19 protein-coding genes are annotated in these 16,214 nt (G+C 41.0%); 7 read left to right on the top strand and 12 right to left on the bottom strand.

The window, feature by feature from the left end; genetic code table 11:
* Positions 1-201: 201 nt before the first annotated feature.
* The gene (locus IEO70_RS11775; protein WP_190998578.1) at positions 202-564 is read right to left on the bottom strand and encodes a HesB/IscA family protein; all 363 of its coding nucleotides are present in this window, start codon (positions 562-564) and stop codon (positions 202-204) included.
* 183 nt (positions 565-747) lie between these two features.
* Here IEO70_RS11775 and IEO70_RS11780 point away from each other — a divergent pair, with 183 nt between their 5' ends.
* Positions 748-1,437, top strand: a complete 690-nt coding sequence (locus tag IEO70_RS11780; protein WP_190998579.1) for a DUF2225 domain-containing protein — start codon at positions 748-750, stop codon at positions 1,435-1,437.
* Positions 1,438-1,469: 32 nt separating this feature from the next.
* Here IEO70_RS11780 and IEO70_RS11785 read toward each other — a convergent pair whose 3' ends face one another.
* Positions 1,470-1,709, bottom strand: a complete 240-nt coding sequence (locus IEO70_RS11785) for a YuzB family protein (RefSeq protein ID WP_190998596.1) — start codon at positions 1,707-1,709, stop codon at positions 1,470-1,472.
* A gap of 282 nt (positions 1,710-1,991) precedes the next feature.
* Here IEO70_RS11785 and IEO70_RS11790 point away from each other — a divergent pair, with 282 nt between their 5' ends.
* A complete protein-coding gene (locus tag IEO70_RS11790; RefSeq protein ID WP_190998580.1) occupies positions 1,992-3,059 on the top strand; it encodes an NAD(P)/FAD-dependent oxidoreductase in 1,068 nt (355 codons plus the stop codon).
* Between the two features lie 532 nt (positions 3,060-3,591).
* On the opposite strand, the gene IEO70_RS11795 is transcribed toward IEO70_RS11790, so the two are convergent.
* Positions 3,592-3,927, bottom strand: coding sequence for a YuzD family protein (locus IEO70_RS11795; RefSeq protein ID WP_190998581.1), 336 nt, complete (start codon positions 3,925-3,927; stop codon positions 3,592-3,594).
* A gap of 77 nt (positions 3,928-4,004) precedes the next feature.
* Between IEO70_RS11795 and IEO70_RS11800 the strand changes: the two genes are divergently transcribed.
* On the top strand, positions 4,005-4,301 hold the full coding sequence (locus tag IEO70_RS11800; RefSeq protein ID WP_407949186.1) for a NifU family protein: 297 nt from the start codon (positions 4,005-4,007) through the stop codon (positions 4,299-4,301).
* A gap of 229 nt (positions 4,302-4,530) precedes the next feature.
* Here IEO70_RS11800 and thrB read toward each other — a convergent pair whose 3' ends face one another.
* From thrB to yutH, 4 genes are all read right to left on the bottom strand, one after another.
* Complete coding sequence (gene thrB / locus IEO70_RS11805; RefSeq protein ID WP_190998583.1) at positions 4,531-5,454, bottom strand: homoserine kinase; 924 nt, start codon at positions 5,452-5,454, stop codon at positions 4,531-4,533.
* Entirely contained in the window at positions 5,451-6,512 is a 1,062-nt protein-coding gene (thrC, locus tag IEO70_RS11810) for a threonine synthase (RefSeq protein WP_190998584.1), read from the bottom strand. The genes thrB and thrC overlap by 4 nt, the downstream gene beginning before the upstream one ends.
* Positions 6,512-7,807 carry a homoserine dehydrogenase gene (locus tag IEO70_RS11815; RefSeq protein ID WP_190998585.1) on the bottom strand — a complete coding sequence of 432 codons (1,296 nt, stop codon included), beginning with the start codon at positions 7,805-7,807 and terminating at the stop codon, positions 6,512-6,514. The genes thrC and IEO70_RS11815 overlap by 1 nt, the downstream gene beginning before the upstream one ends.
* A 163-nt stretch (positions 7,808-7,970) precedes the next feature.
* Positions 7,971-8,972 carry a spore coat putative kinase YutH gene (gene yutH, locus IEO70_RS11820; RefSeq protein WP_190998586.1) on the bottom strand — a complete coding sequence of 334 codons (1,002 nt, stop codon included), beginning with the start codon at positions 8,970-8,972 and terminating at the stop codon, positions 7,971-7,973.
* A gap of 274 nt (positions 8,973-9,246) precedes the next feature.
* Between yutH and IEO70_RS11825 the strand changes: the two genes are divergently transcribed.
* Positions 9,247-9,744, top strand: a complete 498-nt coding sequence (locus IEO70_RS11825) for a phosphatidylglycerophosphatase A family protein (RefSeq protein WP_190998587.1) — start codon at positions 9,247-9,249, stop codon at positions 9,742-9,744.
* 87 nt (positions 9,745-9,831) lie between these two features.
* On the opposite strand, the gene IEO70_RS11830 is transcribed toward IEO70_RS11825, so the two are convergent.
* From IEO70_RS11830 to IEO70_RS11845, 4 genes are all read right to left on the bottom strand, one after another.
* Positions 9,832-10,491, bottom strand: a complete 660-nt coding sequence (locus tag IEO70_RS11830) for a hypothetical protein (protein WP_190998588.1) — start codon at positions 10,489-10,491, stop codon at positions 9,832-9,834.
* 125 nt (positions 10,492-10,616) lie between these two features.
* Positions 10,617-11,381, bottom strand: a complete 765-nt coding sequence (locus IEO70_RS11835) for a TIGR01457 family HAD-type hydrolase (RefSeq protein WP_190998589.1) — start codon at positions 11,379-11,381, stop codon at positions 10,617-10,619.
* A gap of 118 nt (positions 11,382-11,499) precedes the next feature.
* Positions 11,500-12,114, bottom strand: a complete 615-nt coding sequence (locus IEO70_RS11840) for a DedA family protein (protein ID WP_190998590.1) — start codon at positions 12,112-12,114, stop codon at positions 11,500-11,502.
* 273 nt (positions 12,115-12,387) lie between these two features.
* On the bottom strand, positions 12,388-12,825 hold the full coding sequence (locus IEO70_RS11845; protein WP_190998597.1) for a DUF86 domain-containing protein: 438 nt from the start codon (positions 12,823-12,825) through the stop codon (positions 12,388-12,390).
* 297 nt (positions 12,826-13,122) lie between these two features.
* Between IEO70_RS11845 and glpX the strand changes: the two genes are divergently transcribed.
* Entirely contained in the window at positions 13,123-14,091 is a 969-nt protein-coding gene (gene glpX, locus IEO70_RS11850) for a class II fructose-bisphosphatase (RefSeq protein WP_190998591.1), read from the top strand.
* 11 nt (positions 14,092-14,102) lie between these two features.
* On the top strand, positions 14,103-14,369 hold the full coding sequence (locus IEO70_RS11855) for a DUF3055 domain-containing protein (RefSeq protein ID WP_190998592.1): 267 nt from the start codon (positions 14,103-14,105) through the stop codon (positions 14,367-14,369).
* 277 nt (positions 14,370-14,646) lie between these two features.
* Here IEO70_RS11855 and IEO70_RS11860 read toward each other — a convergent pair whose 3' ends face one another.
* A complete protein-coding gene (locus tag IEO70_RS11860) occupies positions 14,647-14,940 on the bottom strand; it encodes a YutD family protein (RefSeq protein ID WP_190998593.1) in 294 nt (97 codons plus the stop codon).
* A gap of 176 nt (positions 14,941-15,116) precedes the next feature.
* On the opposite strand from IEO70_RS11860, the gene IEO70_RS11865 reads away from it, so the two are divergent.
* Positions 15,117-16,103, top strand: a complete 987-nt coding sequence (locus tag IEO70_RS11865; RefSeq protein WP_190998594.1) for a M23 family metallopeptidase — start codon at positions 15,117-15,119, stop codon at positions 16,101-16,103.
* Positions 16,104-16,214: the final 111 nt, after the last annotated feature.

Consider the following 16,214-nt stretch of genomic DNA (forward strand, 5'->3'; position numbering starts at 1 on the left):
TCGAAGGGAGGTTGCCGAAGGGCAATAGGTGCTGGGCGCTGGAGCTGGACGTCGATACACCTTTTTCAACTTATACACAATGTAGATTTTTATAATTTCCTAAAGAACTAGAAAAAACGTTACCGGTCCTTTTTCAGGACCACAAAAAAGCCTTTCGGAAAGCATATGCGCTTTTTCGAAAGGCTTTTCTTCATTTCAAAATTAACATTCTTCCGGCTTACCAGCATTTTGCGCTGTACGGAAAGACGATCCGCAGCCGCATGAAGCAATCGCATTCGGGTTTTCAATTGTGAATCCGCCGCCCATTAACGATTGCTTGTAATCAATAACTGTCCCTTTTAAAATCGGAGCACTTTCAGCATCAATAACGACCGGGATATCTTGCAGAGTCAATTCAATATCTTTTTCCTCTACTTCATGTGTAAAGCCCATTCCGTATGAAAGACCGCTGCAGCCGCCGCCATGGACAGCAACACGCAAAATCGCGCCTTCTTCATCATTATGCTTCATCATATCTTTTATCTGCATCGCTGCAGCTTCTGTAATAGTAATAATCGCTTCCATTCCTAAATTACCTCCTTATATTAAAGGAATTTACTATCAGTATATACAATAATCTGGCTTCTGCTCAAGTTTTCAATATAGCTAATGTGCAAACTATGATAATTTTACCACTTTTAACACATTTTAATCATTCTTTTTCTAGTATAATGAAAGAAAATTATACCAAATCGGAGTAAATATACAATGGAAGAACTGCAGCCTTTATTTGGTCGAAATCAAGAATGTCAATTATGTAAGCAAAACTTTGTCACGATGAAATGCCGGTCCAAATTTATTAAAGTCGATCGCTATGATACTGACTTTTGCCCTATTTATAATGAAGACTCTGTCAATGGACTCTTGTATAATATTTTCGTTTGCCCGAACTGCGGCTACTCATTCTCATCTGACTTTTCGGGTTATTTCCCTCCTGGCACTAAGGATGCGATAACCGAAAATATCACCAATAAATGGGTTCCTTTTGACTTCGGCAATGAAAGAAGCACAAAAGAAGCAATCAGAGCCTATAAACTCGCCGCTTATACAGCAACATTAAAAAAAGAGAAGTATGTTGTTATTGCCGGACTTTATCTCCGGATCGCCTGGCTTTACCGTTCACAAGGAAAAGCACTTGAACAGCGTTTTATGGAACTTGCTTTCCATAATTATTATCAATCGTTTTCAAGGGACGATTACAGAGGTACACAAGTATCGGATGTGCGGATTTTATATTTATTAGGAGAACTGGCGCGCAGAATCGGCAATGAGGAAACAGCTGTCCACTATTTTTCAAAAGTGATTGAAAGCCGGAAAAGAACTGTAGAAACAAAACTGATTGAAATGGCGCAAGAGCGCTGGAGGGAAATTAGAGAGGGCAGAAAAAAAAGAGCATGAAGCAAAAGGCCGGCGTCTGTTTGCCGGCTTTATTAAAACATTGGATTTTCTTCTAAATAATCATATATATTTTGAACAAGCTCTTCAGCCGTGTCGCCTGTAACAACTTCTCCATTTACCAGCGCATACATATAATTAGCACATTTCCCGCAATATCCAAGGCAGCCGTATTCGATGATGTCCAAATTCGGATCTTTTTCTAAAACTGCTAACGCTTTATATGAACCGCTTGCTAAATTTCTTACACAAAATTCTACAATTGGCTGTATCATCTTCTTCACCTCACTACTTCTCTCATGCTACCCTCTTTTTATGATACAGTCAAATAATTGAAAAAATAGACTCAATCATCCGTTAAGTTTAAATTTTCTCAAATCAATTGTAGTTTTTCTTTAATTCCGCTATACTAACCTATGGATAATAATGTACGTAAACGTATTTACCGTATCATTAGATTGTTTTTAAAAGGGGTATAATAAATTATTAAGGGATAATTTCATCTCCTACAGCAAAAAAACTAGCAAACTAGCATAAACGTAAAGGGGACGTATGTGATGAAAAAACTAGTTATACTTGGTGGAGGTTATGGAGGTATGCGAATTATCGATACTTTACTTCCAAATCGCTTGCCGAAGGATGTAGAGATCATTTTGATTGATCGCAATCCATATCATAGCTTAAAAACTGAATACTATGCACTAGCTGCTGGTACGATTTCGGATCAGCATATTCGTGTTGGTTTTCCGGAACATCCTCAATTAACATATGTATGCGGCAATGTTCGCGGCATCTCATTGGAAAACAACTCCGTAAGATTAGAAGACGGACGAGAAATCCAGTATGATGATCTTGTGATTGGACTTGGCTGTACTGATAAATATCATAATGTACCAGGAGCGCAAGAGAACACTTATAGCATTCAGACGATTGAAAAATCGCGCAGAACATATCAAGCTTTAAATAACCTTGGCATTGGCGCAACTGTCTCAATTGTCGGTGCTGGACTAAGCGGTGTTGAACTAGCCAGCGAACTGATTGAAAGCCGACCGGACTTGAAAATTAAACTATTTGACCGCAGCAAATTAATTCTTTCTTCATTTTCACCGCGACTAAGCAACTATGTAGCAGATTGGTTCAAAAAACATAATGTTGAGATCATCAGTGAATCAAATATTACTAAAGTAGAACCGAACCTTTTATATAACCACGATGAACCTGTTGAAAGTGATGTTATCGTTTGGACTGCTGGTATTCAACCTGTTAAACTTGTACGTGATTTACCAGTGGAGAAAGATCCGCAACTTCGAATCAAACTCACACCGCAGCATTTCATTCCTAACTTTGAAAATGTATTCGTAGTTGGAGATTGCGCCAGCCTTAATCATGCGCCAAGTGCTCAATTGGCACAGGCTCAAGCAGAACAAATCGCTGTTGTTCTTGAAAAGAAGTGGAAAGGCGAACCTCTTCCAGAGAGCTTCCCACCAATGAAAGGTAAAGGTATGCTTGGATCACTAGGCAAAAAGCAAGGTTTCGGTCTTGTCGGTGATACACCAATTAAAGGACGGGTAGCCCGCTTGCTGAAATCCGGCATACTATGGATGCATAAATTCCATACTGGCTGATACAAAAGTACGATATGATGAACTCAACGGATCACCTTCTCAGGCGATCCGTTTTTTATTTAAAACTCCGGTGACAGTTTTTCTTAGAAGACCAAAAAGTTTTATTTTTGAACAAAGATGGCTGTCTAACCTTACACCTGCCATGCTCGGAGGCCTACAGGATGTAGGTCACATCGGCGTTGCCACAGGACGTGGCGTTCTTAGCCGATGTTCCTTTATAAGCCATCCACTCTGTAAAACCAAAACCGGGTTTCTTGGGTGGGGCTCTCACGGTTGTCTAGCTACAGCGGCCAGCCCCTAGAGGTCATAAGCCAAATCACTCCGGAAATTTTACAATTTCCTACGTGATTCGACTTATGCGGGTCGGAGGCTCTCAGGATGAGAGTCACAGCGACGTTGCTACAGGACGTAGCGTCCCTAGTCGCTGTTCCTTACTTGCGGACCTCTTCCGCATTTCGGTTCCCGCATGGCTCCTTTTTCATGGAAGTAAATTCGAGAGGTTAATTCTGAAAAAGGACCGGTAACGGTTTTTCTATTCACTGATTGTATATCCGTACTTTTCCATCTCTTTGACAATTTCCTTCAACTTCGGATTTCCTTCACCGACGATTTCATCCTTAATGACGACTACCGGATAAAATAAATCTTCCTCTATTACTCTTTCAGAAAATGCCGCTTTTTCTGGGTCTTCTTGGTTCTTATAAATATCCACGTATGAAACGGTAAAATGCTGACCTGGAAACTTACGGCCTAAAGCGGCTTCAAGCCATTCGTATGTATCTTTTGACGAAGGCAGATTCACACAGCTGGCACAAATTTGTTCAGCTCCGTATACAATAATTTCAACCTTACTTTCTTCTCTTGTCATCTTGCTCACTCTCTTTTCGGAATATTTCTACTTTTATTGTAGTGTAAACCAATCTTTTCCGAAAGTGAGAATACTCAATGGATTTTTTCCTTTGTTGTGATTATAATATGAATAAGATAAGGAAAGGAGTCGATAGAATGTCTGAACAAGCAATTACTGAACAAGTACAAGAAGTTTTAGATAAATTACGTCCATTTTTACTTCGTGACGGCGGTGACTGTGAACTAGTTGATGTAGAAGACGGTATCGTAAAGCTTCGTTTACTTGGAGCTTGCGGAAGCTGCCCAAGTTCTACAATTACTTTAAAGGCGGGCATTGAGCGTGCTCTTCTTGAAGAAGTACCTGGTATTGTAGAAGTAGAACAAGTTTTTTAATAGACTAAGAAAAACCGTTACCGCTCCTTTTTCATCATGATTATACTACTTGAATTCGCCTCGATGAAAAAGGAGACATGCGGCAGGACTAAGATGAATTGCACGAGAAACCCGGTTTTGGTTTCTTGGGCGAGGCAGCTTAGGCCCGAGCATGGCAGGTATAAGGTTAGACAGCTATCTAACAAAAGGGCCTCCACCAAGTCAGATGACTTATTGGAGGTCCTTTTTGCTAACTATGAATCGTATCCGCCTTTGTCATTACGACACAGCCCTCTTGATCGATTTCAACTTGTTTGACATCGCAATCCGGGAATCGTTCAGATAAATCCTCTAACAAATGAGACATCTTCTCCGTTTCTGCAAAACAAACAATGCTCGGACCCGCTCCGCTCAGCGCAACACCAAAAGCCCCTCTTTCGTAAGCAAATCCCTCTACCTCCGACAGAAGCGGCACAAGCTCCCTTCTGTACGGTTGATGAAACAAATCGCGTTTCATCATACTTCCTGCAAGTTCAAAGTTCCCTGATAAAAGGGCAGCCAAAAATGTATTAGCAATTGCACTTGCTTTCACGCTTTCTTTAAAGCTTAAAGACGGAGGCAGCACATTTCGTGAATCGCTGGTCAACAGCTCGTATTTTGGTATTACAACGGCGACAGCCACAGAAGCTAGCGGAAATGATAACAAGGATGTTTGTTCCTCTTCGTGCATGCCGACTACCAAACCTCCTGCAACTGAAGCTCCGGCGTTGTCCGGGTGTCCCTCTTCATAAGAAGCAAGATACACCTTTTCCTCTTTTGTCAAATGCAAATGACAAAGACTGTCCGCTAACTGAATACCCGCTACAATCGCTGATGCACTGCTTCCAAGTCCTCTAGCGAGAGGAATCTCGCTTTCTACAGCAAGGCGACATGTCGGCAGCGTTTTGCCGTATTTGGCTGCTGTTTTTTTCGCAATTTGAATTACATAATGGCTCTCATCTGTCGGGAAAGCTTTCATTTCTTCTGATAACGGCATGACTTCCCATTTGTCGCTTCGGTATACATGCACAGTCAAATAAAGCGAAAGAGCTAATCCAATCGAGTCAAAACCCGGTCCCAGATTGGCCGTACTTGCCGGAACACGGATGCTGAACATCATGTCATCGTTGCTCATATTGCAGCCACACCTTGAATATGGGCAATAATCTCTTCTTCGTCTGTAGGAAGCACAACCGGCTTAATCTCGCTATATTCCACAGCTGTCGTCGGATCTTTTAATCCGTTTCCTGTTAATACAGCAACAACTTTGCTGCCTTTTTCAATTTCACCTGTTTTCAATTGCTTCAGTAACCCGGCAATACTTGCGCATGAACCCGGCTCCGCAAAAATACCCTCTTTTCGAGCAAGCATTTTGTATGCGGCAATAATTTCTTCATCTGTTACTTCATCAATTTTACCGTTCGATTCTTCAGCTGCTTCAACTGCAAATTTCCAGCTCGCAGGATTGCCGATACGGATTGCTGTTGCGATTGTTTCCGGTGCTTCAATTACTTCTCCGCGCACGATTGCAGCAGATCCTTCCGCCTCGAAACCATGCATTTCTGGAAGTTTAGTGCCTTTTTTCTCATGATACTCTTTAAAGCCTTTCCAATATGCTGTAATGTTTCCAGCATTTCCGACTGGAATAACTAGAACATCCGGAGCATCACCAAGTGCATCACAAATTTCGAATGCCGCTGTTTTTTGCCCTTCAATACGGTAGGGATTAACTGAATTCACGAGTGTGATCGGTGATTTTTCACTAATGCTTCGTACAATTTTTAAAGCATGGTCGAAGTTGCCGTCAATTGCGACAATCTCAGCACCGTACATAACTGCTTGAGCCAGTTTGCCCATTGCAATTTTACCGTCTGGAATAATGACGATGCAGCGCAACCCCGCTCTTGCTGCATAAGCCGCAGCTGCTGCCGATGTATTACCTGTTGATGCGCAAATGATTGTATCGCTTCCTGCTTCAATTGCTTTAGCGACAGCCATCACCATACCGCGATCCTTAAATGATCCAGTCGGATTAGCTCCCTCATATTTCACGTAAAGCTCGATACCCAATTCTTTAGATAAATTTTCGCATTTCAATAATGGCGTATTACCTTCTAATAATGTTAATGTCGGTGTGTTTTCAGTAACCGGAAGATATTCGCTGTATTCTTTAATTAATCCTTGCCAACTCATTATGCTTCATCTCCTTCAACGCGATAGGTGCTTTTAATATTGTGAACTAGTGCATTATCCTTTAATTGATTTAAAATATTTTCATAGTCTTGCAAGGATGCGCGGTGTGTCACTAGGACAATTTCAGCAGAATCCTTTTCTTTAATCGGCAATTGCAAAATCTTTTCAAAGCTGACACTATGCTTAGCAAACAACGTTGTAATCTTCGCAAACACGCCAACTTCGTCCTTCACATGCAAGCGCAAAAAATACTTCGAATAAACTTCATCCGGTTTTTTCAAGCATTTCTCAAACTGAGGCGCCGCTGCACTTCGCCCATTAACACCAAGGCGCATATTCTTCATTGTCATGACAAGATCTGATACAACAGATGTCGCAGTCGGTAAACTTCCGGCACCCGGTCCGTAAAACATCGTCTCGCCAACCGCTTCCCCATATACGTAAACAGCATTATACTCATCATTCACATTAGCTAACGGATGCGCTTCAGGCAACAGTGTTGGCTGAACGCTTACTTCAACCTTTTCGTCTGTTCTGGAAGCAATGCCGATCAGCTTCATCGTATAGCCGAGTCGCTTGCTGTAATCTAAGTCTTCTTTTGTAATACTTGTAATTCCTTTTACACTGACATCGGACAAATCGATTTTCATAGAAAAACCGAGTGTTGCTAGGATAGCCATTTTTCTCGCAGCATCCAAGCCTTCAACATCAGCTGTCGGATCGCTTTCAGCATATCCGAGTTGTTGCGCTTCGGTTAATACTTCTTCGTAAGGACTTCCGTACTTGCTCATTTTTGTTAAGATGAAGTTCGTTGTTCCATTTACGATACCCATCATCTTTGTAATGCGGTCTGATGCAAGACCGTCCACTAATCCACGCAAAATTGGAATACCGCCCGCAACACTTGCTTCATAAAATAAATCACAGCCATTGTGAGTAGCTTCTTCCAGCAATTCTGAACCGTATAAAGCCATTAAATCTTTATTAGCAGTAATGATATGTTTTTTATTGCGGATTGCTCGCAACAAATATTCTTTCGTCGATTCTACTCCGCCCATTACTTCAATCACTACGTCAATCTCCGGATCATCAATAATTTCATCCGCAGATAAAGTCAGCATATTTCTATCAATCTCAAAATCTCGAGCTTTATCGATATTCTTCACTAAAATTTTCTTTATTTTAACCGGACAGCCGACTTGATGCATCAGCTTATCTTGATGATTATTGATAATCTGGACAACACCGCTTCCGACTGTGCCTAACCCCAATAAACCAATTGAAATAGCTTTCATCGCTTAATCTCCTTTTGTTCTTCCACAGAAAACAAATGTATTTATATGAAAGACATTATACTCTCATCTCAAACTAATTTCAATAGTCTAAAATTACAGAATATTTTACATGTGCTTATTTTACCACGTATCGTCCTGATTTCTACCTATTTTACAATAATTTTTATAGCCAATCGACTTTCGGAATTCGCAGTTTGCCAATCGGTACACGCAATACATCGTAAAATTCACGCAAAAATTCCTCGTAATGATGAGTCCGCTGCAAATAGTTTTGCAAAAAATCTTCTACATGGCGTTGATCATCCTCTTTGCTGCTACTGTAATATCGTTCAATCGCTTCCAGATAATGAACCGGGAATAATAAACGGGCATATAGCAAACGCCAAGAGAAACTACTTAAGGGCGTATAATAACTATACTCCTCCACAAAGCGGGTCATTCCCGGGCGATACGTATGAGGAAAACGAAAATAATGCTCGCGAACCCACTCGCCCACATCTCTTGAATGATGATCGAATACCCAATCAAATGGATTTTTGACTAAATATTCGCCTAACCATAAGTCACTGTAAAATCTCTCATGACAGATTGTACCGGCATCATTCCCTGCAGGATCATCATCAATTTCGCAGTCGACCAAGTATTGGATCGCATTTTCTCCAAGCGATAAGAAATAAGGAAACGACTCTACAAACATTCTTTCAAATTCGTTAACAGGATTGGACTGCACTTTCTCTTTCCAAACGTTCTCCAAGCGGTCGATTCTCTCCTCCCACAGCTCTTTCCACTTACCAATGCGGTTGCATTCCTGCAATGGTTCCGCAAAAATGCGGCCCCTTTCATGAAATCTCGCCAACTTTTTCCCCATTCGAACAGGACGCGGTTCTTCAAGAAGCGCATTGCCCAATAGAAGAAATACACTATCATCATTTTCCGATAAAAATGTTTCATTTATAGTAGGCACAAATGATGATACATAAGGATCTCCTTGCCGTTTCATGAAGTCAGACATCTTCAGGCGTTCCATCAATTCATTTTCATTGACTTCATAAATCGGAATTATTGTATACAAATAATTATTTGAAAAGAAACATCTGTAATTCCCCTTTGTTTCCTGCCTCTCCATAATTAGTCCATAGTTTTTATAAATAACATCTTCAAGCATTTATTTACCCCCTCTTCAATTATGTATTTCAGCTGTATTTAGGGCATTCTATTCATGTGTATGTCTATTTATACAGGTCTTTTCATACTCACAACAGTTTCGCAAATTTGCGATGTTGCAACGTACAAGGTACAAGACGCAAATACTGGAGCATACAATACAACAAGAAATTTTGCGTCATCAGTCCTTAGTAGGCCCATTTTTATACACTGCCTTCTTACTTCTTCATAAAAATTTATCCAACACGAAAATTTTAATAAAGGTGGAACAAAGCATGAACGAAAAACAAATCAGTTTATCAGAAAAAACAGCTCGCGAATGGTTACTCGAACGAGGTGTTGAAACAAGAGATATCGCTGAACTGGTACTTTTTTTACAAAAAGCGTATCATGAGAATTTAAATATAGATGAGTGCTTAAAAAATGTTGAACGAGTATTGTCTAAGCGCGAAGTACAAAATGCCATTCTAACTGGGATCCAGCTCGATATTTTGGCTGAAAAACGTTTACTGGAGGAACCTTTGCAATCCATCATTGAAACGGATGAAGGCTTATATGGTGTTGATGAAGTACTGGCCTTTTCTATTGTCAATGTATATGGATCAATCGGTTTTACCAATTACGGATATATCGACAAACAAAAGCCGGGAATACTGCAAAAATTAAATGATAAATCAAGCGGTCAATGTCATACTTTCCTTGATGATATTGTTGGAGCGATTGCAGCGGCAGCTTCTAGCCGTTTAGCTCACCGAAAAGAAAATACCGAGTGATTAAAATGCTGTCAAATATTCTATATGTATAAGAAAATAACCAGGGCCTCTGAAAATGATTAATTCTTCAGCGACCCTGGTTATTTATTAACTGCCCCAGTTAAATGGATATGGTTGCATAGGTGGAGCTTGTGGAGGCCTAGGCGGTTTTGGCGGAGGAGCCGGCATCCAGCTTCCCGGCGATTGACTTCCCGGTGACGGTGGCGGCCAGCTGCCCGGATTTTGCGGCATTCCTCCTGGTGTCGGCGGTGGCCAACCTCCTGGGTTTTGCGGCATTCCTCCTGGTGTCGGCGGTGGCCAGCTGCCCGGGTTTTGCGGCATTCCTCCTGGTAACGGTGGTGACCAGCCGCCTGAATGATGCGGCATTCCTCCTGGTGTCGGCGGTGGCCAACCTCCTGGGTTTTGCGGCATTCCTCCTGATGTCGGAGGTGGCCAGCTGCCCGGATTCTGCAGCATTCCTCCTGGTGTTGACGGAGACCAGCCGCCTGAATGATGCGGCATTCCTCCTGGTGTTGGCGTAGACCAGCTGCCCGGATTTTGCGACATTCCTCCTGGCATAGGCGTCCAATTTCCCTGACTTGACTGCTGGCCGCCTTGAACCGGCATGATCCAACTTTCTACACTTGCTGGTTGACCTAGTTGAAACGGGTTCATACTCTGCGTTTGCATTGGATCGGAATAAGATTCAGGTGAAGAGAATTCAGGTCTTCCGAAGTCGTACGGAGAAACATACTCATATGGATTCATTTTCACAGCTCCCTTACTTTAGGTGGATATCACGTAACAGATTCTCCACATTATATGAGCGCATAAAAAAAATGCATGGGCAGTTTACCCATACATTTTGGTATCTGATTGGCAAGTAGACTAGATTAATACTCCCAGTCATCCAATGAATCAATTACATATGTAGGTTGCTTTTCTACATTCTTTAACTGTTCACGCGTTGTTACGCCTGTTAGAACAAGCAATGTATCAATACCAGCATTCATCCCTGCCTTAATATCGGTATCGTAAAAATCCCCTACCATAATCGTTTCTTCTTTTTTCACTCCTAAAGCTTCAAGCGCTTGTTCCATAATGATTTTTTCCGGTTTTCCGATAAAAGTCGGCTGCACACCTGTTGATACAGAGACTACCGCTGTCAATGATCCGTTCCCTGGCATAAATCCTCTTTCTGTGGGCAGAGCTATATCCGCATTAGTAGAGACAAACTTTGCACCGGCACGAACAGCTAGACAAGCTTTCCCCAGTTTTTCATAAGTAATTTGACGGTCAATCCCTGTTACAACATAGTCCGGCTTTTCATCTTCAAATGTGAAGCCTCTCACTGCAAGAGCTTCCCTAATCCCGTCTTCACCAATAACATATACGGAAGCATCCTGTTTTTGCTCGTAAATATAATTCGCAGTTGCCTGACTTGTTGTGAACACTTGCTGCGGCTCTGTAGGGATATCGAATTCAGTTAACTTTGCCGCTACTTGGTCCGGCGTTCTTGAAGAGTTGTTCGTCACGAATAAATAAGGAATATTTCTTTTTTTCAATTCATGAACAAATCGGCTTGCCGCTTCTATTTTCTCTGTACCTTTGTACATCGTTCCATCTAAGTCAATTAAGTAACCTTTATAGTGCTTCAACTTATTCACTCCTATTTTCAAACTCGCATTCTACTTTTCTATAATAACATTCTCTTTGTTCCTAAAGGTCTTAAAAATAAAAAAGCCAGCATTACATCCGCTGGCTTTCTATAAAAATCTATTCAATTTTCGAAGCAGCTCTATTTTTATCGGCAGCCATGCGTTTATAGATAACAAAAGCTATAACCGCTGCTACTACGACACCCGCAATCGGAAAAGCGTATTTATCGAAAATAGCTCCGGCTTGCTCCCAATTCTCTCCCAGCTTGAATCCTAAGTATAAGTAGAAGTATGTAATCGGGTACATCGCAAGAAAAGTATACAGACAAAATTTAGAGAACTTCATTTTCGTCATTCCGCACGGAATTGAAATTGCTGTTCTGACAACCGGAAGAAACCTTGCAAAAAATGCGACACCATGGCCATATTTTTCAAAGAACTGATCAGATGCCCTTATTTGCTTGTCCGTTACTAAAAAATACTTGCCGTATTTCTCAACAATCGGTCTTCCTCCATATCTACCCAATGCATATAAAGTGGCAGGTCCGATAGTTCCGCCGACTGTGCCTGCAAGCGCAAGCAAATGAATATTGAAATCTCCTTGAGATACCCAATATCCCGCAAGCGGCAATACAATTTCTGCCGGAATAAACTCAAAACAAAGTGCCAATAATACTCCAAAATAAGAAAATTGTTTGAAAAATTCAACAATGTTTAATGCAATCTCTGACATATTTCACCTCTATAGCCCTTTGAGGAATCTATTGTTCATTACTCTTTGCCTATACTTTCGGCAATTTTGCAACGATTCAATACCTTATGACTTTACTCTAAAACAGCATTTATTTCAAGCAGAAGGACAGAGAAAATGACACCGGTCCTTTTTGGTGAGGCGCATACTCCAGATTTGCAATAAACTCCGGATGATTACCTTCTTACGAAATTTTATACTTAAGAAGAAATAAAAAAACAAGATGATATACCATCCTGCTTTTTTGCTTGTCTATTAGTTTTTAAATGCTGAAATTGGCCCCAGTTCATTTTCCAAGTAGCCGCGAACTGCTTCCGGGAATTTTTCAAACGCCATAATATTCTCTTGCAAAACTTCAACAAGGTTTCCGTGGTTCATGCTTAAATAATCTTGAACGACCATTTTTCTTAAAGGCAGCACATTTTTGAATTGCTCTTCCATCTCTTTTGTAATAACTCTTTCATCCAACAATATGTCGATAATATCTTCATAGCTGCCGGGATCGCGCATAATAAAACCATCAATAATCACGTTGCTTGTATCAAGTACGTTATCAGTGATTGATTGAGTCAGGCGTTCTAGTGCCAGCAAAGATAATTCATCTTCCCAAGTCTCTTTCGCTTTGTACAAATTAAGGTTGTTTTCTAAGCATGTTAAATATTGTTCGATTTTTTGTCTGTCAACGAAGTACATTTTGATCGTCCCTTCATACTTATAATGCTGTAAGTAATATTTTTGAATAATAAATAAAATCCAAATTGTAAAATATGTATCTATAATCTGATGATAACATAGCTGCTTTCTCAGTTTCAATTTCTTCACCTGAGAGTCATTTATTGAACAATAATAACTCAATTAAATTTCGCTATTTACAGTATTTTAATGGCATAATTCTTGTAATAATGATGGAAATTAATACAATATGCCATACAATTGGTTGTTTTTTTGCTAAAATAAGCTGTGTAATTAGATGTATTGGAGGCTATATATTTGGAACGTGAATTAGCAATGGAAATTGTTCGAGTTACAGAGGCAGCAGCGATTGCTTCCGCTCAATGGATGGGGAGAGGCAAAAAGAACGAAGCTGATAACGCAGCAACTGTAGCGATGCGCAAAATGTTTGATTCAGTCAACATGGAAGGCACTGTCGTAATCGGCGAAGGAGAACTGGATGAAGCTCCTATGCTTTATATAGGCGAAAAACTTGGAACTGGCAATGGACCAGCAGTAGATATTGCTGTTGACCCTCTAGAAGGCACAACCATTGTTGCTAAAGGGCACAACAATGCAATGACAGTTATTGCTGTTGCAGATAAAGGTACACTTCTTCATGCTCCCGATATGTACATGGAAAAAATCGCGGTAGGACCTCAAGCAGCCGGATTAGTGGATTTGGACGACCCTATCGAGAAAACAATAGAGATTGTTGCCAAGGCAAATAATAAACGAATTCAAGATTTAAATGTTATTATACAAGAAAGAGATCGTCATCAAGATTTAATTGATCGTATTCGCGCTAAAGGTGCGCGCGTAAGCCTATTTGGCGATGGTGATGTGAGTGCATCAATCGCGACTTGCTTCCCGCAAACAGGTATCGATTTATTTATCGGTATCGGCGGCGCTCCGGAGGGAGTTATTTCAGCAGCTGCGATTAAATGCTTGGGTGGCGATATGCAAGCAAGACTGGTTCCACAAAATCAAGAAGAAGAAGACCGCTGCCGCAAAATGGGTTTAGAGAATCCAAGACAGCTGTTAACTTTAAATGATTTAGTTATGGGGGACGACGCGATCTTTGCCGCTACCGGCGTTTCAAATGGTGAATTATTGGCTGGCGTTCGTTTCTTGGGCGGCGATTTAGTTGAAACAGACTCAATCGTCATGCGAAGCAAAACGAAAACAGTTCGGTACATTAAAGCTCATCACCGTCTTGATCATAAGCCTCACCTTATTTTTGTCTAGGAGGATGACTGGTGGAAGAACGCTTCTATTTATACGATGATAAGGAAGATACAAAAACACGCTTTGTAAGCTTCCTGGGGGAAAGTCAGCGTTTTGATTTGGCGATTACGTCGTCACAGCGCTTTTACGGTAAACAGCTTGTGCTTGATTTACAAGGAAACAACTTCGCGATTATCGGTCCGGATGATTTGGCGGAAGAAGGGTATATTGAATATGCATTTCGCCTGACACCGGAACAAGCAGAGGAATTAATCAGCTTTTTATCTGAAATTATCTAGAAAAACCGTCACCGGTCCTTTTCCATTTTTGATTTGACTCCTTGATTTTACTTCAATGAAAAAGGAGCCATGCGGGACACGAAATGCGGAAGCAGCCCGCAAGTAAGGAACAGCGACTAAAAGCGCTACGTCCGCATGTCTTCGCCAATATGACCTACATCCTGTACGCCTCCGAGCATAGCAGGTGTATGGTTAGATATCTAGAAAAAACATCATGGTTAAGTAAAAAGGTCTCCGTTTTAAGTGGCATTATTATCACTTGAAACAGAGACTTTTTTTATTTATCTTTATTGTTACTGACTTTTACTTTTTTCAAAACAAAATAAGCACAGCCGAAATTACAAAACTCATACAAATACTCTGATAACGTGCTGATTTTTGTATCAAAAGAGGCCTTTTGGTTTTGATCGTCAAAGAAACCGCGTAATCGCAATTGTCCATAGCCCCAATCGCCGACAATATAATCGTATTTATTTAAAATTTCACTGTAGCGAGCTTTAAACGCCTCTTCATTAAAACCACTACGATGGTCTTCTACTAATTCATATTGAAAATTATTGATAGTAACCATGCTTTCACCTCTACAATCCGTTCCTTGCTTCATTATAACCTATCGAGGAGAGAATCATAAAGTGAAAATTCATTCAAGTCGTTAGCTGCACATAAAAAATTCTAATATTTGTTAATTGTAATTACGACAATACGCTACACACTAAAGACATGATGTAATTTGAAAGGAGCAATTGCATGCGAGCTTTTATATCAATATGTTTATTTTTAATTGCTCTGCTTTTCTCAATCGATAGCATAGAAGCTCAATCCGCCACTCAGCCCTATCAGCAAAGGATGGACATGTATAAAGCGATTGAACAATATTACCACATTCCGTGGTACTATATGGCAGCTATTGATCAATATGAACATAGTTTGCGCAACGCCCGCAAAGATTTGCCGGATTCAAAAGGACCGATTGGCATTATAATTCCGCCAAACAAATGGAACGGAATGCTTAACCCAAATCTTATTGACACTGTGCCGGAGCGGATTGCATACTTTGATGGTCTTGGGAAAGACGGCAATAGTGACGGTAAAGCGGATGTGAATAATGATGAGGATATTTTAGTTACTATGGGGAGCTACCTCTCTCAATTCGGCACAGATGATGACCATATACGCTTGGCTCTTTGGAACTACTACAAGCGAGATAAAACTGTCGGAATGATTATGGGCAATGCCAAACTGTTCAAGAAATACAAAACGATTAATCTGAACGACAAATCCTTTCCGGTACCGCTAACGGTCAATTACAGCTATCGAAGCACATGGGGCGTTGCACGAGGCTGGGGCGGCAGACGGAGCCACGAAGGGACGGACATATTCGCCGATTATGGGGTGCCTGTTCGTTCCACTTGCTACGGCATCATTGAAATTAAAGGCTGGAATCGGTATGGAGGATGGCGTATAGGCATACGTGACATTAATAACACGTATCATTATTTCGCTCATCTTGGCAGCTTTGCTAAAGGCTTGAAAATTGGCCAAATCGTTGAACCCGGCATGATAATTGGCACCGTAGGAAGCTCCGGATATGGACCACCGGGCACAAGCGGAAAATTCCCACCGCATCTTCACTTTGGAATGTACAAAGATAACGGTTACATAGAATGGAGCTTCGACCCTTATTACCATCTTTCCGTTTGGGAACGAAATGACCGTAAGAAAAGCAGTCGCTGAAATCGAGTAGGAGGGGGCGATTAACCCCCGACCTCTCACACCACCGTACGTACGGTTCCGTATACGGCGGTTCAATTAAGATAATTGACGCAAGTATTCATAACGAGCTTG

This window comes from Peribacillus faecalis (assembly GCF_014712675.1).
Classification (GTDB): Bacteria; Bacillota; Bacilli; order Bacillales; family DSM-1321; genus Bacillus_AD; species Bacillus_AD faecalis.